Here is a 24,431-nt window from a genome sequence, read left to right on the forward strand (position 1 = left end):
CGCGCCGGCCCTCAGGGCTTGTACTTCCACACGCTCTTGTAGCTGCCGGGCACCAGGGCCATGTTGCTGCCGTCGAACTTGATGTAGATGGCCGACTCCTGCGCCGCGCGGTCGTCAGGGCCGAACTCGATCGGGCCGGCCATCACGCCGGAGTCGAACTTCATGGTCGAGAGCGCCGTCAGCACCTTCTCGCGCGTGGGGTTGGGGCCGGCCGCCTTCAGGGCGTTGACCACGGCCATCGCGGGCGGAATGCCGTAGGGCATGTAGGCCTGCGGATGGCCAGGCTTGGAAGCCAGCTCGGGATACGCGGCCTTGTACATGTCGTACACCCACTTCAGCTTGGGGCCGCCGGGCATGTCGGCCAGCACTTCCTGGATGTAGACGTTCTTGAAGGCGTCCTTGTTGCCCACGTTCTCGACCAGTTGCTTCAGGTCGGCGGTGGAGTTCACGGCCAGCACGATGGGCTTGTTGAAGCCCAGCTCGAAGGCGCGCTTGACGATCAGGCTCACGGGCCGCGCATAGGTGGTGAGCAGCAGCACGTCGGGGTTGGCCGCCTTGATCTTCAGCATGGGCGCCGTGACGTCGGTGATGTTCGGGTTGACCGACTGCACCTGCAGGTCGATGCCGCCGAGCGCCTTGGCCTGTGCCTGCGCCGACTCGAGGTTCCAGCCGCCGTAGGCGTCGTCGTGGTTGATGTAGCCGATCTTCTTGGCCTTGAGGTGCTCGCTCGCGAACTGCACCATCGAGCCGCCCACCGCGTGCTGCGAGATCGAGAACGCGCCATAGATGTACTTCGATGGCGGATACAGCGCGCCGTCGCCCGAGGCGTTGAGCATCACCAGCGGGATCTTCGCGCGCTCGACGTATTCGCGCGCGCCCACCACGGCCGCCGAGCACGAGCCGCCGTTGAGCAGGAACACCTGGTCCTGTTCGGTGAGCTTCTTCACCGCGGCCAGCAGGTCGTTGGCGTTGCAGCGGTCGTCTTCGACCACGAGTTCGATCTTGCGGCCGTTCACGCCGCCTTCCTTGTTGATCTTGTCGTAGTACATCTTCGCGGCGTTGATGACGTCGAAGCCGTAGTTCATCGACGCGCCCGACATCGGCGAGAACATGCCGATCTTGATGGTCTTGTCGGTCACGCCTGGCTCGGCCTGCGCAAAGGCGACGCCCGTCAGGGTGGACAGTGCGGCGACCAGTGCCACGCGTGCCAGGGCGGGAATCAGAGGGTTCTTTTTCATGAGCTGTCTCCGTTGGTATGTGTGAGTGAAAGGCGCCGCCCGCTTACTGCATGCGGTAGCCGCCGTTGACGTCGATCACGTTGCCCGTGATGTACGCCGCCTGCTCCGAGACCAGGTAGTCGACCGCGCCGGCCACGTCGTCCACCGTGCCGATGCGACCGAGCGGGATGTTGGCGGCGGCGGCGGTCAGCGCGCCGCTGCTTTGCACGGTGCCGCGCAGCATGTCGGTGTCGATCAGGCCGGGGGCCACCGAGTTGACGGTGATGCCCATGTGCGCCGATTCGCGCGCCATTGCCTTGGTCAGGCCCAGCACCGCCGACTTGGCGCCGATGTAGGTCGCGCTGGAGCGGTAGCCGCCCAGTTGCGCCGCTACCGAGCCGAAGGTGACGATGCGGCCATGCGCCACGGGCAGCGCCTCGCGCCGGCGCAGGTAGGCGCGGCCGCACAGGAACACGCTGCGCGCGTTCACGGCGAAGGTGCGTTCCCAGTCGTCGAGCGAGGTGTCCTTGATGAGCGAGCGCTCGCCGCCGGGCATCAGCAGGATGCCGGCCACGCAGACCAGCGCGGCGACGGGGCCGAGCTGGCTTTCGATGCCGTCGAACGCGGCCTCGACCGCGGCTTCGTCGCTCACGTCGAACTGGCGGAAGTGATGGCCTTCACCCAGCGACTGCGCCACGTTGCGCGCGTTGTCGCCGTCGATGTCGGCCACGACGACGCGAAAGCCGCTGGCCGCGAGGCGGCGGCACACGGCCTCGCCGATGCCGCGGCCGCCGCCGGTCACGAGGGCCAGCCGGCCGGGTGCTTGTGCATGATGTTCCGCCATGGGCTGCGAGTTCTCCGTGCCGCGTCGGTGCGGCGTGAAAGTTGATCGAGGGCCGCATTGTGTATACATGGATACTTTTTACAGTCCTCGTTAACCCTAATATCACGCCTTAATTCTTATATTCACTGGCATCATGTATACCTGACATGGACACACTCTCCCAACAAGTCACAGAGACGCTGCGCACCTGGATCCTTCACGGGCGGCTTGCGCCCGGCATGCGGGTCGAGGAAGTGCCGATCGCCGAAAGCCTGAAGGTGTCGCGCACGCCGGTGCGCGCCGCGCTGGCCGCGCTGGCGATGGAAGGGCTGATCGACCATCAGCCGAAGAAGGGCTACCTGGTGCGCTCGTTCGCGCTCGAAGACATCCTGGCGGCCTACGAAGTGCGCTCGGTGCTGGAGGGTCTGGCCTGCCGGCGCTTCGCGGCGCTGGGCGTGGACAAGCCGACCGCCGCGCTATTGCAGGCGTGCCTGCGCGAAGGCGACGAAATACTTGCGAAGGGGCAACTGCTGGTCGAAGACCTGGCGCCCTACCAGCAGATGAACGTGAAGCTGCACAACGCGCTGATGCACGGCGCCGGCAACCAGTGGATCGTGCGCTTCGGCGCGCAGGCGCAGGCGGTGCCTTTCGCGTCGGACCGGATCATGCTGTGGAACGACCACGGCGTGATCCTGCGTTCGCACGACGACCACCACCGCATCGTGCAGGCGGTGATCGCGGGCGACGCGGCGCGCGCCGAGCAGCTGATGCGCGAGCACGTGTACTACGCCGGCATCCTGCTGCGCGACAACTACCAGCGGCTGCTGGACGAGCGCAGCCGCGATGGCGCGGCGCCGTCGCCGCTCGCGGCAGGCGATCTCGGAGACCTCAGCGCGGCTTGACGATGCGCAGCATGCCCTCTTGCGCGGTGGAGGCCACCAGCCGGCCGTCGCGCGTGAAGAGGCTGCCGCGGCACAGCCCGCGCGCACCGCTCGCGCTGGGCGAATCGAGCACGTAGAGCAGCCAGTCGTCCATGCGGAAATCGCGGTGGAACCACATCGCGTGGTCCAGGCTCGCGGGGCGCACCTGCCCGCTCATGAAGCTCAGGCCGTGCGGCAGCATCGCGGCGCGCAGCAGGCCGTGGTCGGAGGCATAGGCCAGCAGCGCGCGGTGCACCATCGGATCGTCGGGCAGCGGCGCGATGGCACGCATCCAGATCGCGCTTTCGGACGGGCGCACGGCCGGCGTCAGCAGGTCTTCGGGTTCGACGCGGCGGTACTCGATGCCGTGCGGCTCCAGCCCCTTGACGCGCCAGCGCTCGGGCAGGCGGTCGCCCAGGGCGATGCGCTGGTCGAGTTCGCTCGGCAGCCCTTCGGGGCCGTCCACCTGGGGAATGGCGGACTGGTGCTCGATGCCGTCGTCCACCGTCTGGAACGAGGCCGACATCTCGAAGATGATGCGCTCCTGCTGGCGCGCCACCACATGGCGGGTGGTGAAGCTGCGGCCGTCGCGCACGCGGTCGACGCTGTATTCGATGGGGGCATGCTCGCCCGGCAGCAGGAAGTACGCGTGCATCGAATGCACCGGCCGTTCGGCGCCGACCGTGAGGCTGGCGGCCATCAGCGACTGGCCGAGCACCTGCCCGCCGAACACGGCGGGCGTGCCGATGTCTTCGCTCTGCGCCAGGAAGCGGTCGCCCCCGAGCGGCTCGAGCTGCATGAGGGCGACGAGTTCGTCGACGAGGCGGGTAGCGGGGGCGGGATCGGTGGTCATCGGGGCGGGAGCGGTCAACGCAAAAAAAGTGCAACCCGCAACCATAGCAAAGGCCGGGCCCGCGGGCTGTCGCGGGTCGGTCAGGCCGTCGGACCGTTCAGAGAGCGCCTCTTACTTGTAGAAGCAGAAGCCCATGAGGCCGGCGCGGCAGCTGTAGTCGGTGCCGCCCTGAACAACGCGCACGGGCACGCCGCCCAGCAGCATCGAGCCGTCGTCGGCATACACCAGCGGCGTGGGCGCGGCCTTGGTGAAGGCGCCGCTGAGCGTTTCCTGCTCGACGAAATTGACGTAGTAGCGCTTCGCAAAATCGACCGTGTCGGCCGACTTCAGCGGCGCCGCCGCATAGCGCTTGCCGTAGATGGTGCCGAAGTAGCGCAGCGCCGATCCGGTGCGGTCGCCGTACTTCATCTCCGCCCTGGCAAAGCCGGTCTGGATCAGGAAGACCCGGTCTTCGGGCGTGAGGTCGGCGTCGAAGGCCAGCAGCATGTACTGGCCCTCGAAGCTCTGGTTGCGCGCCACTTTCACCTCGCCGATCAGGGCGGGCGTGATCTTGGTGCGGCCTTCCCAGCGCAGCAGCGCCGCCACGGACGGGTCGCCGTCGAACACGTAGTGGTAGGTGTCGCCGGCAATGGCGATCTTGCGGCCGTCCTTGGCCGCGACAAGGCTCAGTATCCGGTCCTTGCCGTGCACGGGCTGGCCTTCGGGTGTACTGGCGCAAGCCGACAGCATCAGGCCGAGGGCGGCGCAGGAAAGAGCGAGGAGGATGCGACGCGCGGTGGTCGACAACGAAAGAAAGTGCACTTTTCGTCCGGGGTTCGAGTTCATCAAGCCCCGGACTCTAGCGCCATCCGCGTGCCTGGCGTGCACGGCGCGTCGTTCAGCGGTCCAGGTCCACGCCGTCGGCGGCCAGCTTCTTTTGCAGCGCCGGCACATCCACCGCCGCAAAGGCCGTGCGGCCCAGCGATGCCGCTGCCGTGCCCGCGGCCTGCCCCATGACGAAGCAGCCACCGCTGGCGCGCGCGGCCGACTGGCCTTCGTGCGTCATCGAGGCGCAGCGCCCGGCCACCAGCAGGTTGTCCAGCGTGCGCGGCACCAGCATGCGCCATGGCAGGTGGTTGTAGGCATTGGCTTCGTCGCGCGGGAAAGCCCACTCGATGCGGCCGTCGGCATGCATTTCCATCGGCCAGGCATTCAGGCCGATGTTGTCGTCGAACTTCGCCGACGCCAGGATGTCTTCGCGCTGCAGCGCATACAGGCCCTGGATGCGCCGTGTCTCGCGGATGCCGACCTGCGGCGCGATCTCCACGATGGCCGACCCGGCGAAGCCCGGCACCTCGGCCTTCAGGAACTTGAAGTACTCGCTGATCTGCCTGCGGCCTTCGAGCTCGCCTTCGGTGAGTTCGCGCGCGTCCACGCCGTTCATCGCATGGCCCTGCGCGTTGCGGATCTGCGTGACGTTGGCGCGCCATTCGCGCGGGTCCTTGTTGGGCCGCAGGATCGCGCCTTCGCGCGGAAACTTGTAGGTGCCCGGCTTTTGCGCCTGCACGCGTGCCATGACGTCGTTGATGGCCTTGAACTCGCCCACGGCTTCGAGCGCGGCCGGTGCGTCGACCTGGCCGATGCGGAACATCGTGGTCGGGAACAGCCCGCTGCCGTGGCCGTCGCCCACCTCGAAGGGCACGCCCGCGAAGGCGGCCACGTCGGCGTCGCCGCTGGCGTCGATGAAGGCATTGGCACGGATCGCCTGGCGGCCCGACTTGGTCTCGACCACCAGTGCCGCCATGCGGTTGCCGTCGTGAATGACCGCCGCCGCGAACGCATGGAACAGCAGCTTGACGCCAGCGGCTTCGAGCAACTGGTCGGCCGCCAGCTTGTAGGCCGAGGTGTCGTACGAGCGCACGCGGATGCGCCCGCCCATGCCGTCCTGCGGCGCGTTCATGCCGTTGAGCGCGCCGATGCGGTCGATCAGGTCGTCGACCACGCCGTGCACGAGCTGCGTCATCTCGCCCTTGCGCTTGCCGTACAGGCCCGCGAAGTTGGTCACGCCGCCGGCCGTGCCCATGCCGCCGAGAAAGCCGTAGCGCTCCACCAGCAGCGTGTTGGCGCCGTGGCGCGCGGCGCTCACGGCGGCGGCGATGCCGGCGGGGCCGCCGCCGACCACCACCACGTCGTATTCACCGAAGACCGGCAGCTCGCGTGCCGGCTCATGCAGGGTCTGGGCGGTCATTACTGCAACTTGATGCCGCGTGCGGAAATGATCTTGGTCATGATCGCCGCCTCTTCGTTCACGCGCGTGCGCATGCCGTCCGGCGAAGTGCCCACGGCCTGCCAGCCTTGCTCGAAGAGCTTGCGGCGCACGTCCGGGTCTTTCATGACGCCTTCGAGTGCCTGGCTGATGCGCGCCTGCGCGGTCTTCGACAGGTTGGCCGGGCCGAGCAGCGCCACCCACACCTCGAGGTTGAAGTCCTTCACGCCCGCGTCCGACAGCGGCGGAATCTCGGGCACCAGCGCGCTGCGGCCACCCGTGAGGCCGATGGCCTTGAGCTTGCCGGCCTTGATCTGCGGCATGGCCACGCCCGGCGGAATCAGGCCCATCTGCACCTGGTCGCCCAGCATGGCGGTGATGACCTGCGGGTTGCCCTGGTAGGGCACGTGCTCGGGCTTGAAGCCGGGCACGCGGGTCTTGAGCAGTTCCATGCCCAGGTGGCCGACCGAGCCGATGCCCACCGAGCCGTAGTTCCACTTGTCGCCGGCCTTGCGGCCCGCGTCGAAGAAGGCGGTGCCCGAAGGCAGGTTGTTCTGCGCCACCAGCACCAGCGGCGCGGTCGCGATCAGCGACAGGTAGGTGAAGTCCTTGGCCGGGTCGTATGGCAGCTTGGCGTACAGCATCTTCGACGACGTGAGGTTGCCGTTGATGACGATGCCCAGCGTGTGGTCGTCGGTGGCCTTGGCCACCTGGTCGGCCGCGATGTTGCCCGAAGCGCCGGCCTTGTTGTCGACCACGATCGGCTGGCCCAGCACCTTCGACAGCGGCTCGGCGATGGTGCGCGCGGCGATGTCGGGCGTGGAGCCGCCCGGGAAGCCCACCAGCAGGCGGATCGGCTTGGTTGGCCAGGTGTTGTTGTCGGCACTGGCGGTCAGCGGCAGCGCGGCAGCGGCGGCCAGGCCGCAGGCGATCAAAAGAGCTCTCTTGGTAGCTTGCATGAAAAGAAGTGTGAAAAAGTTGTCAAAACCAAAAGAGAGGCAGCTTAACTGTCGAGCAAGACAGCGGGCAAGCCGCGCCCTTGCTAATCGAGGCTGATGTTGCCCCTGCGCACCAGCTCGCCATACACCTTCGACTTGGCCTCGGCATTGCGCCCGATTTCCTCGGGCGACCACGCCAGCGGCTCAAAGGCGAAGGTGTCGAAGCGGGCGCGGATCTCGGGGTCGGCGATGACCTGCGCCACGTCGGCATTGATCTTCGACTTGATGGCCGCCGGCACGCCCTTGGGCGCGAGCAGCGACACGAAGGAATTGACCTCCAGCGACGCCGGGCCGCCGGCCTCGGCCATGGTCGGCACGTCGGGCATCTGCGGAATGCGCCTGGGCGCGGCAATGGCGAGGTAGCGCAGCTTGCCGGCCTTGTAGATGCCCTGGCTCGACGGAATGCTGGCAAAGCTCCACGGCACGTCGCCGGCGCCCACGTTCGAGAACAGCTGCGACACCTCGCGGTACGGCGCGTGCCGCATGCGGATGCCGGTGAGTGCCTCGAGCTGCTGCGCGCCCAGGTGGCCGGGGCTGCCGACGCCCCACGAGCCGTAGACCATCGCATCCGGCTCGGCCTTGGCGGCGGCGATCAGGTCGCTCATGTTCTTCCACTTCGAATCGCTGGCCACGGCCACGAAGAAGGGTGTGCGAAACAGCGAAGCCACCGGGTCGAAGTGTTGCAGCGTCACGAAGTTCTTCGACTTGTACAGGTGCGGCAACGCGGCGATGTGCTCGCTGTCGAGCTGCAGCAGCGTGTAGCCGTCGGGCGCGGCGCGGCGTGCCTGGTCGATGGCGATGAAGCCGCCGCCACCGGGCTTGTTGTCGATCAGCACGCGCTGGCCCCACAGCCGCGAGAGCTTGTCGGACACCAGGCGCAGCACCGCATCGGGCCCGCTGCCGGCCGCGAAGGGCGTGACCAGCGTCACCGGCTTGTTCGGAAAGTCGCCGGCCTGCGCCAACGCGCCCGTGGTGGCGGTCAGGGCAAGGATGCCGGTCAGCAGTGCGCGCGGAAATTTCATGCTTTGTCTCCTGGGCCTTCGGCCTCGAATGGTGATGATGAAGGGAACGGGTTTCAGCGCGGCGCGTCGTCCAGGCAATGCGCGGGCCGCCAGTCGTACAGCCACTCGACGGCATCGTAGAAGCGCTCGGGCGTGCGCCCCACCCAGAGGCTGTTGCGCACCAGCCGCTCCACGCCGCTGGCGTGATAGATGCGGCCCATCTCGCGCACCGACAGCACCACGCGCGCCGTGCGTGCCACCCGCGCGGCCTCGTACAGCTTGAACGCGGCGGCCATGTCGAAGTCGCAGGCCTTCACGGCTTCGCCCAGCGTCACCGCGTCTTCGAGCGCCATGCACGCGCCCTGCGCGAGGTACTGCATCATGGGATGCGCCGCGTCGCCCAGCAGCGTGGCCGGGCCGTCGCTCCAGCGCGCGACCGGATCGCGGTCGGCGGTGCTCCAGCGGCGCCACGACGTGGGCCGGTCGAGCAACTGGCGCGGGCGCGCATGCACGCCCTCGAAGTACGACAGCACCTCTTCCTTGCTGCCGTCGGTCACACCCCACTCTTCCTTGTCGCGGCTGTGGAAGGTGACGACCAGGTTGTATTGCTCGCCATGACGCAGCGGGTAGTGCACCAGGTGGCAGTTGGGGCCGGCCCAGACCACGGGCGCGTTCCAGCGCAGGTCAGCCGGCATGTCGGCCGCCGGCACCACCGCGCGATACACCACATGGCCCGAGACGCGCGGCGCATCGCCGATGAGCTTCGCGCGCACCACCGACTTCACGCCGTCGCAGCCGACGATGGCATCGGCGCTGAAGCGCCGGCTATCGCGCGTGATGGCCGTCACGCCGCCCGCGCCGATGTCGAGCGATTCGACCTGCGCCGAGGTGTGGAAGCGGATCAGCGGATGCTGCTTCACCGCCTCGTGGATCGCGCCATGCAGGTCGGCGCGGTGGCTCACCGCATACGGATTCTTGAAGCGCGCGCGGAAGGCTTCGCCGACCGGCACCGAGGCCACCTCGCTGCAATCGACCGCGTCCATCATCACCAGCCGGTCGGTGAACACCGAGCCCTTGCGCACCGCCTCGCCGACGCCCAGCGCATCGAGCGCCGCGAAGGCATTGGGGCCGAGCTGCAGGCCGGCACCGATCTCGCCGATGGCGGCGCTCTGCTCCAGCAGGTCGATGGCCACGCCCAGCCGGGCCAGCGCGAGCGCGGCGGCCATGCCGCCGATGCCGCCGCCGACGAGCAGCACGGTGGGGTTGACTCGGGTCGACGTCATCTTGATGGTTTCCTTGCGTATCTCTTCTCTGGGGAACGGGTCATTCGATGTTCAGGCGCCTCTAGGCGCGCACGGCATGGGAGGCAAGCCGCTGCGTCCTCGCCCGATGAACGCCCAGCATGGCCAGCGTCAGCCCCGCGACGATGGCCGGAATGCCGACCACCGCGAACAGGGCGGGCAGCGTGAGGCCCATGGCCAGCATCGCGCCGCCGCCCATCGAGCCGACCACCGACCCGATGCGCCCGATGCCGTTGGCCCAGCTCACGCCGGTCGCGCGGCAATCGGTAGGGTAGAAGGCCGCCGACAGCGCGTTGGCACCGACCTGCCCACCCGAGACGCAGAAGCCGGCCAGAAACACCACCGTTCCCACCAGCCACGGCGTTGCGGTGAAGCTGCCGATGGCGGCGATGAAAAGAGCGGCGAGCACATAGGCCACGGCCAGCACGTAGTGCGGGTTGGCCCGGTCCATCAGCCACCCCAGGGCGATCGCGCCCAGGGTGCCGCCCACCTGGAACATCATGGTGATCAGCGCCGCGGTCTTGAGGCTGACGCCGGTGGTCTTGAGCAGCGTCGGCAACCAGCTCGACAGCAGATAGATGATGAGCATGCTCATGAAGAAGGCCAGCCACATCAGCAAGGTGCCGCGCAACAGGTCGGGCCTGAAGAGGTGCGACACCGGCGAGCCAGCGGGCGGGCGCGGCGGCAGCCTGTAGGTGGCGCCTTGCAAATCGGTGTGGGGCGAAATGCGCCGCAGCGTGCGCGTGACTTCATCTAGGCGCTTGCCGGTGGTGACGAGGTAACGGGCCGACTCGGGCAGCAACACCCACAGCACCGGCAGCAGCAACAGCGGCAGCACACCGCCCACGACGAGTACCGAATGCCAGCCGTAAGCTTCGACAAGGCCGGCGGATGCCAGGCCGCCCAGCGCCGAGCCGACTGTGAAGCCGCAGAACATCGTCATGACCAGCAGCGAGCGCCGCTTCTCGGGGCAGTACTCCGCCGTCAGCGTGATCGCATTGGGCATGGCGCCGCCGAGCCCGAGGCCCGTGAGAAAGCGCAGCACGATCAGCATGTCGAGCGACGTCGACCAGGCCGACACCAGGCTCATGAGGCCGAAGAAGAAGACGCTGAGCAGCAGCACCGTCCGGCGGCCGAAGCGATCGGCAAAGGGCCCGATGGTCAGCGCGCCCACCATGAGCCCGAACAGGCCAGCGCCGAAGACCGGCGCGAGCTGAGCCGGCGCCAGCTGCCACTGCGCCCGGATGGCCGGCGCGATGAAGCCGATCGCGGCCGTGTCGAAGCCGTCGATGGCGACGATCAGAAAGCACAGGACCACGATCATGATCTGGTAGGGCGACACCCTGCGCTGATCGATGAAGCTGGCGACGTCGATGGTGGATGGGACGGCTGGCACGTGGATGTCTCCTTGTCGTTGTGTTCCCGGGCGGCTCGCGTTCCGGCGAGTGCTGTCGTGTCGTGTCAGTCGATGCGAACGGTGAGCGAAGGCAGCCGCTCGATGCTCACCTTGATCGTCTGGCCCGGCTTCACCGCGCCCACGCCTTCTGGCGTGCCGGTGAAGATCAGGTCGCCGGGCTGCAGCGTGAAGAGCGTCGAGAGATTGGCGATGACTTCGTTCACCGACCAGATCAGGTGGGTGATGTCGCTGTTCTGGCGCACCTGTCCATCGACTTCGAGCGTGATGGCGCCGCCATTGATCTCGCCCACGTCGGCCAGCGTGCGCAGCGGTGCGATGGGCGCCGAGAAGTCGAAGGCCTTGCCGATTTCCCAGGGGCGGCCCTGCTCGCGCATCTTCATCTGCAGGTCGCGGCGCGTCATGTCCAGGCCCACGGCGTAGCTGTGGATGTGGCTGGCGGCCTGCTCGACCGGGATGTCCTTGCCGCCCTTGCCGATGGCGACGACCAGCTCGGCTTCGTAGTGGTAGTTGCTCGTGAGCGGCGGGTACGGAATGGCGCCGGTCTGGCCTTCGGCCACGGGCACCACCGAGGCGTCGTCATTGGGCTTGCAGAAGAAGAAAGGCGGTTCGCGGTCGGGGTCGAACCCCATCTCGCGCGCATGCGCTGCGTAGTTGCGGCCGACGCAGTAGACGCGGCGCACGGGGAACAGCTTGTCGGAACCGGCGATGGGCAGGCCGACGATGGAAGGGGGCATGAAAACGAAGGACATGGGGGCTCCTGCCGCACGTGGCGGCACACGGTCGAACAAGTGAAAAAGAAAAAGAGATGCGCCTGTGTTCAGGCGTCTTCGAGGAAGGCTTCGCGCAGGATGCCCATGGCCTGCTGCACGGGGCGGTCGGAGAAGCTGAAGAGCACCGTGTCTTCGGCCGGTGACAACAGCCGCAGCGGTGCCCACGACGGCACGACGAAGGTGTCGCGCGGGCCGAACTCGAAGCGCTGGCCGGCAATCTCGGCGGTACCGTGGCCTTCGACCACGCTGTACACCGTGCCATCGGTCGCGCGGTGTGTCTTGCCGGCGAAGCCCTTGGGCAACAGCTGCAGGTTGGTCGAGATGGTCGGCATCGGCGAGCCGCCCGTCAGCGGGTTGATGTAGCGCAGTTTGTGGCCCAGCCATGCATCGGGCGCCTCCTGCTTCTGCAGCTGGGCCAATGCGTCGCGGCTGCGCGCATAGGGGTAGTTGAAGATCGGAGAGGTGGCCGATACATGGTCGTGCCGCACCGGCACCATGTTGTGGCCGAAGCGTGCCAGGCTGTGGCCTTCGGGCCGCGACACGTGCTGCACCTTGGCATCGTCGTTCTCGGCGAAGCCGGCGTCGAAGAAACGCAGCATCGGAATGTCGAGCCCGTCGAGCCACACCACCGGCTCGGTCACGCCGCCGATGCCTTCGTTGCCGTGGTCATGCCAGGCCCACGAGGGCGTGATGATGAAGTCGCCGGGGTGCATGGTGGTGCGCTCGCCGCCCACCGTGGTGTAGGCGCCCTTGCCGTCGACGATGAAGCGCAGCGCCGACTGCACATGGCGGTGCGAAGGCGCGACCTCGCCCGGCATGATGAGTTGCAGGCCCGCGTAGATCGACTGCGTGATCGACGCGTTGCCGGGCAGCGCCGGGTTTTCGAGCACCAGCACGCGGCGCACGGCCTCCTCGGCGGTGATGAGGTCGGCCGATGCCATCAGCAGCGGGCGGATCTCGTCGTAGCGCCACAGGGCGGGCACGCAGGGCGTCTGCGGTTCGCGCGGCACCAGTGCGTGCAGCGACTCCCACAGCGGCGAGAGGTTCAGCGGGCGGATGCGCGCGTAGTAGTCGCGGCGCTCGGCGGCGTTGGCCGGGGCGGGCGCGGGGGCTTTGTCTTGCGGTGCGGGGTTCATGGCGGTTTTTTGTCTCCGGGCGCCGGCGATGAACGCCAGCGGCGGCATTGTTGATCCGCACCACTATTTCCTCAAGACCGATAGCCAATACCCGGAATTGCAAATTCGGATAATGGTGTCTTTCGCATTCGGAAAAGCCCCTCATGTCCAAGCTCGATCTCGAATGGCTCGCCGTGTTCGACGAGGTCTACAAGACCGGCAATGTCTCGAAGGCGGCCGAGCGGCTGGGCATGGCGCAGGCGGCGGCGAGCACGGCGCTCAACAAGCTGCGCGCGCATTTCGACGACCGCCTGTTCACCCGCACCGCGCAGGGCATGCAGCCCACGCCGCATGCCGAGCGCATCTACCCCAACCTGCGCGAGGCATTGGCGCAACTGGCGCAGGCCCAGGGCAACCGCAGCAGCTTCGATCCGGCGCAGGCGCAGCGGCGCTTTCGCATCTGCATGACCGACATCAGCGAGGTGGTGCTGCTGCCGGGCCTGCTCGACCATCTGCGGCATGTGGCGCCGGGCGTGCACATCGAGACCGAGATCATCTCCACGATCAGCGGCCGTCGGCTGCAGGACGGCGAGGTCGACCTGGCCGTGGGCTTCATGCCGCAGCTGGACGCGGGCTTTTATCAGCAGACGCTGTTCATGCAGAACTTCGTCTGCCTGGCGGCGCAGAACCATCCGCGCATCGGCGCCCGGCTCACGCGCAAGCGCTTCGAGGCGGAAGCGCACGCGGTGGTGTCGACGTCGGGCACGGGCCACGCGATCGTCGACACGACCATCGCGCGGCTGGGGCTGAAGCGCGACGTGGTGGTGCGGCTGTCGAGCTTTCTGAGCGTGGCGCGCATCGTGGCGCACACCGAGCTGATCGTGGTGGTGCCGCGCATCCTGGGCAAGGTGCTGGCCACGCAGGAGCCGGTGAAGCTGCTGGAGCCGCCCTTCACGCTGGCGGACTACGCGGTCAAGCAGCACTGGCACGAGCGCTTTCATGCGGACCCTGGCAATGCGTGGCTGCGGCGGACGATGGCGCAGTTGTTCAACGGCTGAATTTTTTGGGCGCTGCTGTTCGGGGTGCGCCCACGCCCTGAACAGGCCCCTTGGCACAAGCCTTGCAGACAGGCGAGCATGCACGGGAGACGAGCGGCGCCGAAGCAGACGGCAGCCACTCGCATAATCGCGGCTCCCCACCCTACAGCCCACACAAAAAGGCGCGCCATGTCTTCCATCACCCTGCGATTCCTCGCCGAACCCAGCACCGTCAACTTCGGCGGCAAGGTCCACGGCGGCACGGTCATGAAGTGGATCGACGAAGCCGGCTACGCCTGCGCGACCAGTTGGGCCAAGCGCTACTGCGTCACCGCGTTCATCGGCAGCATCCGCTTTCACCGGCCGATCATGATCGGCGACCTCGTCGAGGTCGAAGCCCGCCTGGCCTACACAGGCAAGACCAGCATGAACATCTCGGTCGAGGTTCGCAGCGGCGACATGAAGGGCGGCGCGATGGAAAAGACCACCGAATGCCTCATCGTGTTCGTCTCGGTCGACTCGCACGGACGGCCGCTGCCGGTCGAGAGCTTCGTGCCCGGCACGCCCGGCGAAATGGCCCTGGCCGAGCGCGCCAAGACGCACCTCGATGCCAGCCGCGCGGCCGGTGCCACGCCCTGACCTTTCCCCGCTAGGCGGAAAGCTCTAACGGCAGGGGCCGCGGGCGGCTAGAGTCCTGCGATTCGACGCCTCTTTCAAGGAACATCCGCATGGCCACCGCCGACGACGACAGCAACAAAGCCTCCGACCGCATCAAGGATTCCGCCCAGCAGATCTGGCTGGCCGGCCTCGGCGCCTTCGCCAAGATGCAGCAAGAAGGCAGCAAGGCCTTCGAGGCGCTGGTCAAGGACGGCGCCGGCATGCAGAAGAAGACCCAGCAGGCCGCTGAAGAAACCCTGGCGCAGGCCCAGCAACGCATGGCGGGCTTTGCCAGCGAGTTCGGCACCAAGGCTGCCGGCCAGTGGGGCAAGCTGGAGAACATCTTCGAGGAGCGCGTGGCGCGCGCGCTCGAAAAACTCGGCGTACCCTCGGCCGCCGACGTGGCCGCGCTGCAGGCCCGTATCGACACCCTCGAAGCACAGCTGAAGCACCGCGGTGGCGCCGGCAGCGAAACCGCCACGCCCGCCAAGACGGCACGCGCCGCGCGCAAGACTGCGGCACGCAAGGCGCCCGTCGCCCCAGCCAAGAAAACCGTGCGCCGCAACAAGAGCGGCAACGCCGGCTGAGCCTGCCGAGATTGCGGCACTGCACAAAAAATCAGCGCCGCAAAACATGGCCCGCACCGTTCATGGTGCGGTGCACATACGCTAGAGTGTCCCCAAGAGACCACGAGACACACGGGGGCACCGACATGGCAAAGAAGGCGCCACGCCGCACAGCGCAACGCATCCTCGAAGCCGCATTGGACCTGTTCAACCGCTTCGGGGAACCGAACGTCTCGACCACATTGGTGGCGGGCGAGCTCAACATCAGCCCGGGCAATCTCTACTACCACTACCCCGCCAAGGAAGAGCTGATCAACAAGCTCTACGAAGGCTACGAGGCCGAGCTCAACGAGCTGCTGCACGCCAGCGAAGGCGTGCACGACGTGGAAGACGCATGGTTCTTCATGCACAGCCTGTTCGAGCTGATCTGGCGCTACCGCTTTCTGTATCGCGACCTCAACGACCTGCTGAGCAAGAACCGGCACCTGGAGACCCAGTTCCAGCTGGTGCTGAAGAACAAGGCCCGCGCCATCCGCCAACTGATCGCGGGCCTCAGCCGCGCCGGCCACCTGGAGATCGACGCGCACGAGGTCGACACGCTCGCGCAGAGCATGGTCGTGGTGCTGACCTACTGGCTCAGCTACGAGTACGTGCGCAATCCGCGCGAGGCGCTGGAGCCCGCGCATGCACAGGGCGCACTGCTGCGCGGCGGCCACCACACGCTGCACCTGCTGGCGCCCTACCTCGGGCGCGAACAGCGGCGGCATCTGCTGGCACTGAGCAACGCCTACAACGGAGAAGATGCAGCCCAAGGCGGCAGCGCCTCGGCCCCCACTGTCGATATGGCGGTCTAGACCATGCCTCACCCAGACTTCAAACCGCTCTCGCTGATGTCCGCCAGTCCGGTTGCCGCCAACGCGGAACCCTGGACGCCCCTGCCCTACGCCGATGCGCCGCGCTACGACGCCCGCAGCGTGCTGCCGCACTGGCAGCGCCTGCACGCCGGCAACGGACTGCCGCCGCCGGCCGAGGATTCGCCGCTCGCCGAAGGCTGGGCCCTGTTCCACAGCGGCGAGTTCGAACGCGCCGCCGCGCTCGGATTGCGGCACGGCGGCGACGGCTTGGTGCTCGCCAACCAGGCCACGGCCATCTACGCCAACTACCTGGAGCCGCGCGAGGCCATGCGCCTGTCGATGTTCCGCCAGGTGATCGAGCGCGCCGGCGCACAAGTGGCGGCCGAGCCCGAGAACTGCCACGCCCTCTACTGGCAGGCCTATGCGCTGGGCCGCTACAGCCAGGGCATCAGCGTGGCACGCGCGCTGGCGCAGGGCCTGGGCAGCAAGCTCAAGGGCGCGCTGGAACGCGTGATCGCGCTGCAGCCCCGGCACGCCGACGCGCACCTCGCGCTGGCGGCCTTCCATGCCGAGGTGATCGACAAGGTCGGCGCGCTGGTCGGGCGCATGACCTACGGCGTGAGGGCCGAGACATCGATCGAGCTGTTCGAGCGCGGCCTCGAACTGCACCCCGATTCGGCCGCCGGAATGATGGAGTACGCCCGCGCGCTCGCGATGCTGCATGGCGAATCGCGCATGGGCGAAGCCACGCGGCTTTTCGAGAAGGCCGCGGCGCTGAAGCCGGCGGATGCACGGGAGCGGCTGGACGTGGAACTGGCGCGCGTGGGGTTGCGCGACTGACTTTGGTACCCATGGGTACCGCGGCATTTAAGATGCGCGTTTTCCGCATTCCAATTTGACCGCCATGTCCGATCTCAACACCCTGTTCGAAGCCGCCCAGGCCAACTCCAAGCTGCTCGCCGAGCGCCCCGACAACCCGACCCTGCTCAAGATCTACGGCCTGTTCAAGCAGGCCACCGAAGGCGACAACGCCGCCAAGAAGCCCAGCTTCAGCGACATCGTGGCGCGCGCCAAGTGGGACGCCTGGACCGCCCAGAAGGGCGCGAGCGCCGACGAGGCGAAACAAAAATACATCGACCTCATCGAATCGCTCCGAGCAGGCTAGGCTCTCCCCCAGGCTGCGCGCACTTCGTGTCGCTGCGCCAACCCCCTTCCGGGGGCAACACCGACGACCCGGCAAAGCCGGTTCCGCGGTGTTTCACGAAGGCTAGCCAACGATCCCGCGCGCATGCAGCGCGGCGATCTGCTCGGCGCTCAAGCCGATTTCCTTCAACACCGCATCGGTGTCCGCGCCCAGCGCCGGCGCGTTGTGCCGGTGGCTGGCCGGCGTGAGCGACAGCTTGGGCACGAAGCCGGGCACCGCGAGCGCGCTGCCGTCGGGCATGGTCACCTGCTGCAGCATGCCGCGCGCGGCGTAGTGCGCATCGGCCGCGATGTCGGCGATGGTGTAGATGCGCCCGGCCGGCACATGCGCCGCATCGAGCACAGCCAGCACTTCGTCCACCGTGCGCTGCGCGGTCCAGTCGCCGATGGCGGCGTCGAGCATTCCGACCTGCGCCACGCGCCCGGCATTGCCCGACAGCGCCGGATCGGCCGCGAGATCGGGCCGGCCGATGCATTCCATGAGCCTGCGAAAGATGCTGTCGCCGTTGCCGGCGACGAGCGCATAGCCGCCGTCCGCGCAGCGGTACGCATTGGTCGGCGCGATGCCGGGCAAGGCGCTGCCGGCCGCCTCGCGCACTGCGCCGAATTCGCTGTACTCGGGCAGCAGGCTTTCCATGCAGTTGAAGACCGCCTCATAGAGCGCCACGTCGATCACCTGCCCCACGCCCTTCGGATGCTCGGCGCTCACCGTCGCATGCCGGTGCTGCATCGCCATCAGCACGCCGATCACGCCGTGCAATGACGCCAGCGTGTCGCCGATCGACACGCCCACGCGCACCGGCACGCGGCCCGGTTCGCCCGTGAGATGGCGCAGCCCGCCCATGGCCTCGGCCACCACGCCGAAGCCGGGGCGATCGCGGTAGGGGCCGGTCTGTCCGTAGCCGCTGATGCGCAGCATCACGAGCGCGGGGTTGGCGGCCAGCAGCGCATCGGGGCCCAGGCCCCAGCCTTCCATCGCGCCGGGGCGGAAGTTCTCGATCAGCACATCGGCCTCGGCCGCGAGCTGGCGCACGATGGCCTGCGCCTCGGGCTCGCGCAGGTCGAGCGCCAGCGAGCGCTTGTTGCGCGACTGCACCTGCCACCAGACCGAGGTGCCGTCCTTCAGCAGCCGCCAGGTGCGCAGCGGATCGCCCGCACCGGGCGGCTCGATCTTGATGACCTCCGCGCCGAAGTCGGCCAGCGTGCGCGCGGCGAAGGGCCCCGCAATGAGTTGCCCGAGTTCGACGACCTTGAGGCCGGCCAGCGGCCCTTTGGCCGGGGCTGCGGCAGAGGAGGAAGAGAAAGAGGAAGAAGCGGTTTCCGTCATGACGCCAGAGTGTGCCGTGCCGCCGGCCATCCGCCTCGGGGCGGGAAAACACCTATGAATTCTTGACACCGCATTTGCCGCGCCTTTTGCAGTGCAGCAATCGCCCCGGTGCGCCCTTCTCCCACCGGGGAGAAAGCACTTTGCTGCAACGCAATGCACAGCTTCCGTGGCTTGCCCTCGGGTCAAAAAAGTATCAATCTGGAGCGCCATCTCTGGTTGTTGACGTCCTGGGCGATTCGTACAGTCCGCCCCACGCTGTCACACGTCGCCATGCACGACAAACAAGTCAACAAAGAGACAAGGAAAGAAGAACGCCATGCAACCCGATCTGGAAATCGTCGAAGTCCGCGGTGACGAGTCGTTCACCGCCTGGGCGCACGGCTATCCGTATCGCACGGTGCGCTGGCACTTCCACCCCGAATACGAAATCCAGCTGATCGTGGAAACCAAGGGCGTGTACTTCGTGGGCGACCACGTCGGCCACTTCGAGCCCGGCAACCTCGTACTGATGGGCCCCGACCTGCCGCACAACTGGATCAGCGACGTGCCCGCAGGCCAGAGCGTCGAGCGGCGCGGCATCGTGATCCAGTTCCCGGCCACGCTGCCCGATCACATGGCCGCGGCCTTCCCGGAGTTCCAGCGCATCGTGCCGCTGCTGGCCGAGTCGGGCGCGGGCGTGCTCTTTTCCGCCGAGACCGCCGTCGCCGCCAAGCCGATCATGGAATCGCTGCTTGAGGCGCGCGGGTTGCGCCGCGTGATCCTGCTGCTGTCGCTGCTCGAGTTGCTGGTCGACAGCAGCGACCGCCAGCGGCTCGCCAGCCCCGCCTTCAAGCCCGACCCCAAGGCCTTCATGTCGCACGCGATCAACAACGTGCTGGCGCACATCGCCGCCAACCTGGGCGACGACCTGCGCGAGCCGATGCTGGCCGAGCTGGTGGGCCAGAGCCCGAGCGCTTTCTCGCGGTCGTTCCGCAAGCACACGGGCCAGTCGTTCGTGCGTTATGTGAACCGGCTGCGCATCAGCCGCGCCTGCGAGCTGCTCACCAGCAGCGAGAAGCCGGTGCTCGACGTCTGCATGGACGTGGGCTTCAACAACGTGTCGAACTTCAACCGGCAGTTCCTCCTGCACAAGCGCATGCCGCCGACCAAGTTCCGCAATTTCCATCGCATGCAGGCCGCGGCCTCGCGTGCCGCCAGCCCGCCGTAGCCGGCTCTTTCCGTGTTCCCCGTGTCGTCACCAGCGCGGCGCCTTCGGGTGCCGCGTGGGGCGAGCCTTTGTCCGCGTTTTTTCGACCGTCAGTCAGTTCATCAGTCCATCAGCCAGCCAGTCACAAACCCAAGGAGACAGCCACCATGAAGAACATCCTCAAAGCCACCGCCCTCACCGCCGCACTGCTGTGCGCTGCATCCGCCGTGCAGGCGCAGGCACCGAAGCAGCCGCTGCGCATCGGCATGACCTTCCAGGAACTGAACAACCCCTACTTCGTGACGATGAAGCAGGCGCTGGAAGAAGCCGCCGCCAGCATCGGCGCCACCGTGGTCACCACCGACGCGCGGCACGACGTGGCCAAGCAGATCGGCGACGTGGAAGACATGATCCAGAAGAAGGTCGACATCCTGCTGCTGAACCCGACCGACTCCACCGGCGTGCAGTCGGCCGTGCGCTCGGCCAAGAAGGCGGGGCTGATCGTGGTGGCGGTCGATGCGAATGCGCAGGGCCCGGTCGATTCGTTCGTGGGCTCGAAGAACACCGACGCGGGCCGCCTGGCCTGCGAGTACCTTGCCAAGAACATCGGCGAGAAGGGCGACGTGGCGATCCTCGACGGCATTCCGGTCGTGCCGATTCTTGAGCGCGTGAAGGGCTGCCGCGAAGCGCTCGCCAAGTACCCCGGCATCAAGGTGGTGAGCACGCAGAACGGCAAGCAGGAGCGCGCCACCGCGCTCACCGTGACCGAGAACATCCTGCAGGCCAACGGCAACCTGAAGGGCATCTTCAGCGTGAACGACGGCGGTTCGATGGGCGCGCTCGCCGCCATCGAGGCCAGCGGCAAGGACGTGAAGCTCACCAGCGTCGATGGCGCGCCCGAGGCCATCAAGGCCATGCAGAAGCCGGGCTCCAAGTTCATCGCGACCACAGCGCAGTACCCGCGCGACCAGATCCGTCTGGCCATCGGCATTGCGCTGGCGAAGAAGTGGGGCGCCAACGTGCCGGCCGCCGTGCCGGTCGACGTGAAGCTGATCGACGCCGAAGGCGCCAAGACCTTCAGCTGGTAAGCCGCGCAAACAAGCAAGCAAGCAAGCAGGCAGGCAAGCCCGTGACCACGAACGACAACGCCGAGATGCTGCGGCTCGAAGGCGTCTCCAAGAGCTTCCCCGGCGTGAAGGCGCTCGCGGGCATCGACCTCTCGATCCGCAAGGGCGAGGTGCATGCGCTGCTCGGCGAGAACGGCGCGGGCAAGTCGACGCTGATGAAGATCCTCGGCGGCATCTACCAGGCCGACGAGGGCCGCATCTTCATCGAAGGCAGCGAGCGCAGGTTCGCGGGCTACAACGACGCGATCGCGGCGGGCATCGGCATCATCTTCCAGGAGTTCAGCTTGGTGCCGTACCTGAACGCGGTGGAGAACATCTTCCTGGGCCGCTACCTGAAGAACCGCTTCGGGCTGATGGACAAGGCGGCGATGAAGCGTTCGGCCCAGCAGCTCTTCGACGAGCTGGGCGTGCAGATCGACCTGGGCGTGCCGATCTGCCGGCTCTCGGTGGCGCAGCAGCAGTTCGTGGAGATCGGCAAGGCGCTGTCGCTGAAGGCGCGGCTGCTGGTGCTCGACGAGCCGACCGCCACGCTCACGCCGAACGAGGCCGGGCACCTCTTCAAGATCATGCGCGAGCTGCGCGCCAGGGGCGTGGCGATGATCTTCATCTCGCATCACCTGGACGAGATCTTCGAGGTGTGCGACCGCATCAGCGTGCTGCGCGACGGGGCCAATGCAGGGCATGCGGACGTGGGCGCAACGAACGTGGATGCGCTGGTCGAGATGATGGTGGGCCGCCGCATCGAGCACAACTTTCCGCCCAAGCCGCAGCCCGCGCCGCGCGGTCGCAAGGTGCTCGAAGTGCCGGAGATCCAGCTCACCAAAGGCGGGCCGGTCAACGCCTTCGACCTGCACGAAGGCGAGATCCTCGGCTTCGCGGGGCTGGTGGGTTCGGGCCGCACTGAACTCGCACTGGGAATGATGGGCGCCGACCGCGTGCATCGAAAAACTGTTCTGCGCAACGGCAAGCCGGTGCGATTGAACGACCCGACGCAGGCGCTGGAAAACGGCATCGGCCTGCTGCCCGAGAGCCGCAAGGTCGAGGGGCTCATCACCGACTTCACGATCCGCTTCAACATCTCGATGAACAACCTCGGCAAGCACCGGAGCGCCGGGCTGGTGAGCCAGAAGTCGGAGAAGCAGTCGGCCGCCGAGCTTGCGAAGCGCGTGGGCGTGAAGGCGCCCGACATCGAGACCCGCGTGGCCACGCTCTCGGGTGGCAACCAGCAGAAGGTGGTGATCGCGCGCTGGCTCGGCCACGCCTGCGAGGTGCTGATCTTCGACGAGCCGACGCGCGGCATCGACGTGGGCGCCAAGGCAGAGATCTACGGCCTCATGCGTGAACTGACGCAGCAGGGCAAGGCCATCGTGATGATCTCGAGCGAGCTGCCCGAGATCGTCGGCATGTGCGACCGCGTCGCCGTGTTCTCGGGCGGGTCCATCGTGGCCACGCTCGAGGGCGACTCCATCAACTCCGGCGACATCATGCGCCACGCAACGACAGGGGGCCCGCAATGAATGCCACCGCCACTCACCCCACGCCACCGGCGCCCGCCGGCGGGTTCTTCACCCAGCTGCGCCGCTCGACGGCCTTCCTGCCGCTGGTGGGGCTGGTCGCGATCTCGGTCTTCATGATCGTCGCGACCGACAACTTCCTCTCGTGGGGCAACCTGCAGAACATCGCGCTGCAGTCGTCGATCAACGCGATCATCGCGGTGGGCATGACGGCCGCGATCCTCACCGGGGGCATCGATCTTTCAGTCGGTGCGGTGGTGGCGCTCTCGGGCACGCTGGCCTCGGGAATGATGGTGCAGTTCGGACTGCCGCCGATGCTCGCGGTGCCACTCGGGCTGGCGGTCGGCGTGGTCATCGGCCTGTTCAACGGCTACTGCGTGGCCTACCTGCGCATGCCGCCGATCATCGTGACGCTGGCCACCATGGGCATTGCGCGCGGCATCGCGCTGATCTACACGGGCGGCTACCCCATCGACGGGCTGCCCGACTCGTTCGCCTTTCTCGGCGGCGGCGTGCTGGCGGGCATCAAGGTGCCGATCCTCATCATGCTGGCGACGTACCTCGTGGCGTATGTGCTGCTGAACATGGCGCCGTTCGGCCGTTATGTGTATGCCATCGGAGGCAATGAGGAAGCCACGCGGCTGTCGGGTGTGCGCGTGTCGCGCTACAAGCTGCTGGTGTATGCGCTGAGCGGCCTCACAGCGGCCATCGCCGGCATCGTGCAGGCGGCGCGCGTCACGAGCGGACAACCCGGTGTCGGCGTGGGCTTCGAGCTCGACGCGATCGCGGCGGTGGTGATGGGCGGCACGTCCATCGCCGGCGGGCGCGGCGCCATCGTCGGCACGCTGGTCGGTGCGCTGCTGCTCGGCGTGCTGAACAACGGTCTCAACATGATCGGTGTGTCGCCGTATCTGCAATTGATCATCAAGGGCGGGATCGTCTTGCTCGCGATCTTCATCAGCCGGGAAGCCAAGCGCTGACCCCTCTTTCCTTCTGTCTTGCTCCTTCCCCCTCTGGGGGAAGGCTGGGATGGGGGCAGCCAGAGCGTGCCCAGTAGTGACGCCGCTTGCCCCCACCCCTGCCCTCCCCCAGAGGGAGAGGGAGAAAAACCAAAAGCCAAAACCCAACACACCCTCCGACCACAAGGACCCCATGTCGTACCAAAAACTCCAGCCCAACGCCTCAGGCGCCATCGGCGAACTCGCCGCCATGCAAGCCGTCGTCTGCCACGGCCCCAAGGACTACCGCCTCGAAACCGTGGCCATGCCCACCATCGGCGCGAACGAACTGCTGATCTCCATCGCCGCCTGCGGCATCTGCGCCTCGGACTGCAAGTGCCATTCGGGCGCGAAGATGTTCTGGGGCGGCGACGGACAGCCTTCGTGGGTGAAGGCACCAGTCATTCCTGGCCACGAGTTCTTCGGGTACGTCGAAGCACTCGGTAAAGGCGCGGCAGAACACTTCGGCGTGCAGAAAGGCGACCGCGTGATCGCCGAGCAGATCGTGCCCTGCGGCAAGTGCCGCTTCTGCACCTCGGGCAAATACTGGATGTGCGAGGTGCACAACATCTTCGGCTTCCAGCGCATCGTGGCCGATGGCGGCATGGCCGACTACATGCGGCTGCCGCCGACCTCGCGCGTGCACAAGATCCCCGACGGCATCTCGCTCGAAGACGCGGCCATCATCGAACCGCTCTCGTGCGCGATCCACACGGTGAACCGCGGCGACATCCAGCTCGACGACGTGGTGGTGATCGCAGGCGCCGGCCCGCTGGGCCTGATGATGGTGCAGGCCGCGCGCCTGAAGACGCCGAAGAAGCTGGTCGTGATCGACCTCGTGCCCGAGCGCCTCGCACTTGCCAAGCAGTTCGGCGCCGACGTGACCATCAACCCCAAGACCGAGAACGCCGACGCCATCGTCAAGGGCCTGACCGAAGGCTACGGCTGCGACGTGTACATCGAGACCACCGGCGCGCCCATCGGCGTGACGCAGGGGCTGGAGATGATCCGCAAGCTCGGCCGCTTCGTCGAGTTCAGCGTGTTCGGCTCGGAGACCAGCGCCGACTGGTCGATCATCGGCGACCGCAAGGAGCTGGACGTGCGCGGCGCGCACCTGGGGCCGTACTGCTACCCCATCGCCATCGACCTGCTGGCGCGCGGCCTCGTCACCTCGAAGGGCATCGTGACGCACGACTTTCCGCTGACCGAATGGGAACGCGCCTTTGCGCTGGCAAACTCGCTGGATTCCATCAAGGTGCTGCTCAAGCCGCAGCCCAGATCCTGAGAAACCGAGAGACAGCC

Annotated in this window: 24 protein-coding genes; 12 read left to right on the plus strand and 12 right to left on the minus strand. The window is 67.3% G+C overall.

Annotation, left to right across the window (positions count from 1 at the left end; translation table 11 throughout):
* Positions 1–11 precede the first annotated feature (11 nt).
* A complete protein-coding gene (locus BLQ28_RS27040) occupies positions 12–1,238 on the minus strand; it encodes an ABC transporter substrate-binding protein (protein WP_093246406.1) in 1,227 nt (408 codons plus the stop codon).
* 43 nt (positions 1,239–1,281) lie between these two features.
* Positions 1,282–2,061, minus strand: coding sequence for an SDR family NAD(P)-dependent oxidoreductase (locus tag BLQ28_RS27045; protein WP_093246407.1), 780 nt, complete (start codon positions 2,059–2,061; stop codon positions 1,282–1,284).
* A gap of 146 nt (positions 2,062–2,207) precedes the next feature.
* Between BLQ28_RS27045 and BLQ28_RS27050 the strand changes: the two genes are divergently transcribed.
* Positions 2,208–2,942 carry a GntR family transcriptional regulator gene (locus tag BLQ28_RS27050; protein ID WP_093246408.1) on the plus strand — a complete coding sequence of 245 codons (735 nt, stop codon included), beginning with the start codon at positions 2,208–2,210 and terminating at the stop codon, positions 2,940–2,942.
* Here BLQ28_RS27050 and BLQ28_RS27055 read toward each other — a convergent pair.
* The 9 genes from BLQ28_RS27055 to gtdA all read right to left on the minus strand — a co-directional run bounded on the left by BLQ28_RS27055 (position 2,929) and on the right by gtdA (position 12,681).
* Positions 2,929–3,813, minus strand: a complete 885-nt coding sequence (locus BLQ28_RS27055; RefSeq protein WP_093246409.1) for an acyl-CoA thioesterase — start codon at positions 3,811–3,813, stop codon at positions 2,929–2,931. The genes BLQ28_RS27050 and BLQ28_RS27055 overlap by 14 nt on opposite strands.
* 111 nt (positions 3,814–3,924) lie before the next feature.
* Positions 3,925–4,638, minus strand: a complete 714-nt coding sequence (locus BLQ28_RS27060; RefSeq protein WP_093246410.1) for a hypothetical protein — start codon at positions 4,636–4,638, stop codon at positions 3,925–3,927.
* A 52-nt stretch (positions 4,639–4,690) separates the two neighbouring features.
* Positions 4,691–6,040 (minus strand): FAD-dependent oxidoreductase, encoded by a 1,350-nt coding sequence (locus BLQ28_RS27065; protein WP_093246411.1) that lies wholly within the window; start codon positions 6,038–6,040, stop codon positions 4,691–4,693.
* Positions 6,040–7,017: a Bug family tripartite tricarboxylate transporter substrate binding protein gene (locus BLQ28_RS27070; RefSeq protein ID WP_093246412.1), complete on the minus strand. Its 978-nt coding sequence runs from the start codon at positions 7,015–7,017 to the stop codon at positions 6,040–6,042. The genes BLQ28_RS27065 and BLQ28_RS27070 overlap by 1 nt, the downstream gene beginning before the upstream one ends.
* A gap of 83 nt (positions 7,018–7,100) precedes the next feature.
* The gene (locus BLQ28_RS27075) at positions 7,101–8,078 is read right to left on the minus strand and encodes a Bug family tripartite tricarboxylate transporter substrate binding protein (protein ID WP_093246413.1); all 978 of its coding nucleotides are present in this window, start codon (positions 8,076–8,078) and stop codon (positions 7,101–7,103) included.
* A gap of 53 nt (positions 8,079–8,131) precedes the next feature.
* Positions 8,132–9,340 carry a 3-hydroxybenzoate 6-monooxygenase gene (locus tag BLQ28_RS27080; protein WP_093246414.1) on the minus strand — a complete coding sequence of 403 codons (1,209 nt, stop codon included), beginning with the start codon at positions 9,338–9,340 and terminating at the stop codon, positions 8,132–8,134.
* Positions 9,341–9,401: 61 nt separating this feature from the next.
* The gene (locus tag BLQ28_RS27085; protein ID WP_256327477.1) at positions 9,402–10,754 is read right to left on the minus strand and encodes an MFS transporter; all 1,353 of its coding nucleotides are present in this window, start codon (positions 10,752–10,754) and stop codon (positions 9,402–9,404) included.
* A 65-nt stretch (positions 10,755–10,819) separates the two neighbouring features.
* Positions 10,820–11,524: a fumarylacetoacetate hydrolase family protein gene (locus BLQ28_RS27090; RefSeq protein WP_093246415.1), complete on the minus strand. Its 705-nt coding sequence runs from the start codon at positions 11,522–11,524 to the stop codon at positions 10,820–10,822.
* Positions 11,525–11,592: 68 nt separating this feature from the next.
* Positions 11,593–12,681, minus strand: a complete 1,089-nt coding sequence (gene gtdA, locus BLQ28_RS27095) for a gentisate 1,2-dioxygenase (protein ID WP_093246503.1) — start codon at positions 12,679–12,681, stop codon at positions 11,593–11,595.
* A gap of 143 nt (positions 12,682–12,824) precedes the next feature.
* Between gtdA and BLQ28_RS27100 the strand changes: the two genes are divergently transcribed.
* The 6 genes from BLQ28_RS27100 (at position 12,825) to BLQ28_RS27125 (ending at position 16,939) form a co-directional block, all read left to right on the plus strand.
* Positions 12,825–13,718 carry a LysR family transcriptional regulator gene (locus BLQ28_RS27100; protein WP_093246416.1) on the plus strand — a complete coding sequence of 298 codons (894 nt, stop codon included), beginning with the start codon at positions 12,825–12,827 and terminating at the stop codon, positions 13,716–13,718.
* A gap of 168 nt (positions 13,719–13,886) precedes the next feature.
* The gene (locus BLQ28_RS27105) at positions 13,887–14,336 is read left to right on the plus strand and encodes an acyl-CoA thioesterase (RefSeq protein WP_093246417.1); all 450 of its coding nucleotides are present in this window, start codon (positions 13,887–13,889) and stop codon (positions 14,334–14,336) included.
* An 89-nt stretch (positions 14,337–14,425) separates the two neighbouring features.
* Positions 14,426–14,941 (plus strand): phasin family protein, encoded by a 516-nt coding sequence (locus BLQ28_RS27110; protein ID WP_093246418.1) that lies wholly within the window; start codon positions 14,426–14,428, stop codon positions 14,939–14,941.
* 125 nt (positions 14,942–15,066) lie between these two features.
* The gene (locus BLQ28_RS27115; RefSeq protein ID WP_093246419.1) at positions 15,067–15,774 is read left to right on the plus strand and encodes a TetR/AcrR family transcriptional regulator; all 708 of its coding nucleotides are present in this window, start codon (positions 15,067–15,069) and stop codon (positions 15,772–15,774) included.
* Positions 15,775–15,777: 3 nt separating this feature from the next.
* Positions 15,778–16,614, plus strand: coding sequence for a tetratricopeptide repeat protein (locus BLQ28_RS27120; RefSeq protein WP_176801237.1), 837 nt, complete (start codon positions 15,778–15,780; stop codon positions 16,612–16,614).
* A 64-nt stretch (positions 16,615–16,678) separates the two neighbouring features.
* On the plus strand, positions 16,679–16,939 hold the full coding sequence (locus BLQ28_RS27125; protein WP_093246421.1) for an acyl-CoA-binding protein: 261 nt from the start codon (positions 16,679–16,681) through the stop codon (positions 16,937–16,939).
* A 102-nt stretch (positions 16,940–17,041) separates the two neighbouring features.
* Here BLQ28_RS27125 and BLQ28_RS27130 read toward each other — a convergent pair whose 3' ends face one another.
* On the minus strand, positions 17,042–18,304 hold the full coding sequence (locus BLQ28_RS27130) for a CaiB/BaiF CoA transferase family protein (RefSeq protein WP_093246504.1): 1,263 nt from the start codon (positions 18,302–18,304) through the stop codon (positions 17,042–17,044).
* 316 nt (positions 18,305–18,620) lie between these two features.
* On the opposite strand from BLQ28_RS27130, the gene BLQ28_RS27135 reads away from it, so the two are divergent.
* The 5 genes from BLQ28_RS27135 to BLQ28_RS27155 all read left to right on the plus strand — a co-directional run bounded on the left by BLQ28_RS27135 (position 18,621) and on the right by BLQ28_RS27155 (position 24,414).
* Positions 18,621–19,511 (plus strand): helix-turn-helix domain-containing protein, encoded by an 891-nt coding sequence (locus BLQ28_RS27135; protein WP_093246422.1) that lies wholly within the window; start codon positions 18,621–18,623, stop codon positions 19,509–19,511.
* Between the two features lie 146 nt (positions 19,512–19,657).
* On the plus strand, positions 19,658–20,578 hold the full coding sequence (locus tag BLQ28_RS27140) for an ABC transporter substrate-binding protein (RefSeq protein WP_093246423.1): 921 nt from the start codon (positions 19,658–19,660) through the stop codon (positions 20,576–20,578).
* Between the two features lie 65 nt (positions 20,579–20,643).
* Positions 20,644–22,134: a sugar ABC transporter ATP-binding protein gene (locus tag BLQ28_RS27145; RefSeq protein ID WP_093246505.1), complete on the plus strand. Its 1,491-nt coding sequence runs from the start codon at positions 20,644–20,646 to the stop codon at positions 22,132–22,134.
* On the plus strand, positions 22,131–23,111 hold the full coding sequence (locus BLQ28_RS27150) for an ABC transporter permease (protein ID WP_093053717.1): 981 nt from the start codon (positions 22,131–22,133) through the stop codon (positions 23,109–23,111). Before BLQ28_RS27145 ends, BLQ28_RS27150 begins: the two co-directional genes overlap by 4 nt.
* 172 nt (positions 23,112–23,283) lie before the next feature.
* On the plus strand, positions 23,284–24,414 hold the full coding sequence (locus tag BLQ28_RS27155) for an alcohol dehydrogenase catalytic domain-containing protein (protein ID WP_093246424.1): 1,131 nt from the start codon (positions 23,284–23,286) through the stop codon (positions 24,412–24,414).
* Positions 24,415–24,431 lie beyond the last annotated feature (17 nt).

The sequence above is a fragment of the Variovorax sp. EL159 genome (assembly GCF_900100965.1).
GTDB lineage: Bacteria > Pseudomonadota > Gammaproteobacteria > Burkholderiales > Burkholderiaceae_C > Variovorax.

Bases quoted from the DNA above. Each gene is read 5' to 3' on its own strand.
- BLQ28_RS27040 (WP_093246406.1), bottom strand. From the start codon at position 1,238: ATGAAAAAGAACCCTCTGATTCCCGCCCTGGCACGCGTGGCACTGGTC.
- BLQ28_RS27045 (WP_093246407.1), bottom strand. From the start codon at position 2,061: ATGGCGGAACATCATGCACAAGCACCCGGCCGGCTGGCCCTCGTGACC.
- BLQ28_RS27050 (WP_093246408.1), top strand. From the start codon at position 2,208: ATGGACACACTCTCCCAACAAGTCACAGAGACGCTGCGCACCTGGATC.
- BLQ28_RS27055 (WP_093246409.1), bottom strand. From the start codon at position 3,813: ATGACCACCGATCCCGCCCCCGCTACCCGCCTCGTCGACGAACTCGTC.
- BLQ28_RS27060 (WP_093246410.1), bottom strand. From the start codon at position 4,638: ATGAACTCGAACCCCGGACGAAAAGTGCACTTTCTTTCGTTGTCGACC.
- BLQ28_RS27065 (WP_093246411.1), bottom strand. From the start codon at position 6,040: ATGACCGCCCAGACCCTGCATGAGCCGGCACGCGAGCTGCCGGTCTTC.
- BLQ28_RS27070 (WP_093246412.1), bottom strand. From the start codon at position 7,017: ATGCAAGCTACCAAGAGAGCTCTTTTGATCGCCTGCGGCCTGGCCGCC.
- BLQ28_RS27075 (WP_093246413.1), bottom strand. From the start codon at position 8,078: ATGAAATTTCCGCGCGCACTGCTGACCGGCATCCTTGCCCTGACCGCC.
- BLQ28_RS27080 (WP_093246414.1), bottom strand. From the start codon at position 9,340: ATGACGTCGACCCGAGTCAACCCCACCGTGCTGCTCGTCGGCGGCGGC.
- BLQ28_RS27090 (WP_093246415.1), bottom strand. From the start codon at position 11,524: ATGTCCTTCGTTTTCATGCCCCCTTCCATCGTCGGCCTGCCCATCGCC.
- gtdA (WP_093246503.1), bottom strand. From the start codon at position 12,681: ATGAACCCCGCACCGCAAGACAAAGCCCCCGCGCCCGCCCCGGCCAAC.
- BLQ28_RS27100 (WP_093246416.1), top strand. From the start codon at position 12,825: ATGTCCAAGCTCGATCTCGAATGGCTCGCCGTGTTCGACGAGGTCTAC.
- BLQ28_RS27105 (WP_093246417.1), top strand. From the start codon at position 13,887: ATGTCTTCCATCACCCTGCGATTCCTCGCCGAACCCAGCACCGTCAAC.
- BLQ28_RS27110 (WP_093246418.1), top strand. From the start codon at position 14,426: ATGGCCACCGCCGACGACGACAGCAACAAAGCCTCCGACCGCATCAAG.
- BLQ28_RS27115 (WP_093246419.1), top strand. From the start codon at position 15,067: ATGGCAAAGAAGGCGCCACGCCGCACAGCGCAACGCATCCTCGAAGCC.
- BLQ28_RS27120 (WP_176801237.1), top strand. From the start codon at position 15,778: ATGCCTCACCCAGACTTCAAACCGCTCTCGCTGATGTCCGCCAGTCCG.
- BLQ28_RS27125 (WP_093246421.1), top strand. From the start codon at position 16,679: ATGTCCGATCTCAACACCCTGTTCGAAGCCGCCCAGGCCAACTCCAAG.
- BLQ28_RS27130 (WP_093246504.1), bottom strand. From the start codon at position 18,304: ATGACGGAAACCGCTTCTTCCTCTTTCTCTTCCTCCTCTGCCGCAGCC.
- BLQ28_RS27135 (WP_093246422.1), top strand. From the start codon at position 18,621: ATGCAACCCGATCTGGAAATCGTCGAAGTCCGCGGTGACGAGTCGTTC.
- BLQ28_RS27140 (WP_093246423.1), top strand. From the start codon at position 19,658: ATGAAGAACATCCTCAAAGCCACCGCCCTCACCGCCGCACTGCTGTGC.
- BLQ28_RS27145 (WP_093246505.1), top strand. From the start codon at position 20,644: ATGCTGCGGCTCGAAGGCGTCTCCAAGAGCTTCCCCGGCGTGAAGGCG.
- BLQ28_RS27150 (WP_093053717.1), top strand. From the start codon at position 22,131: ATGAATGCCACCGCCACTCACCCCACGCCACCGGCGCCCGCCGGCGGG.
- BLQ28_RS27155 (WP_093246424.1), top strand. From the start codon at position 23,284: ATGTCGTACCAAAAACTCCAGCCCAACGCCTCAGGCGCCATCGGCGAA.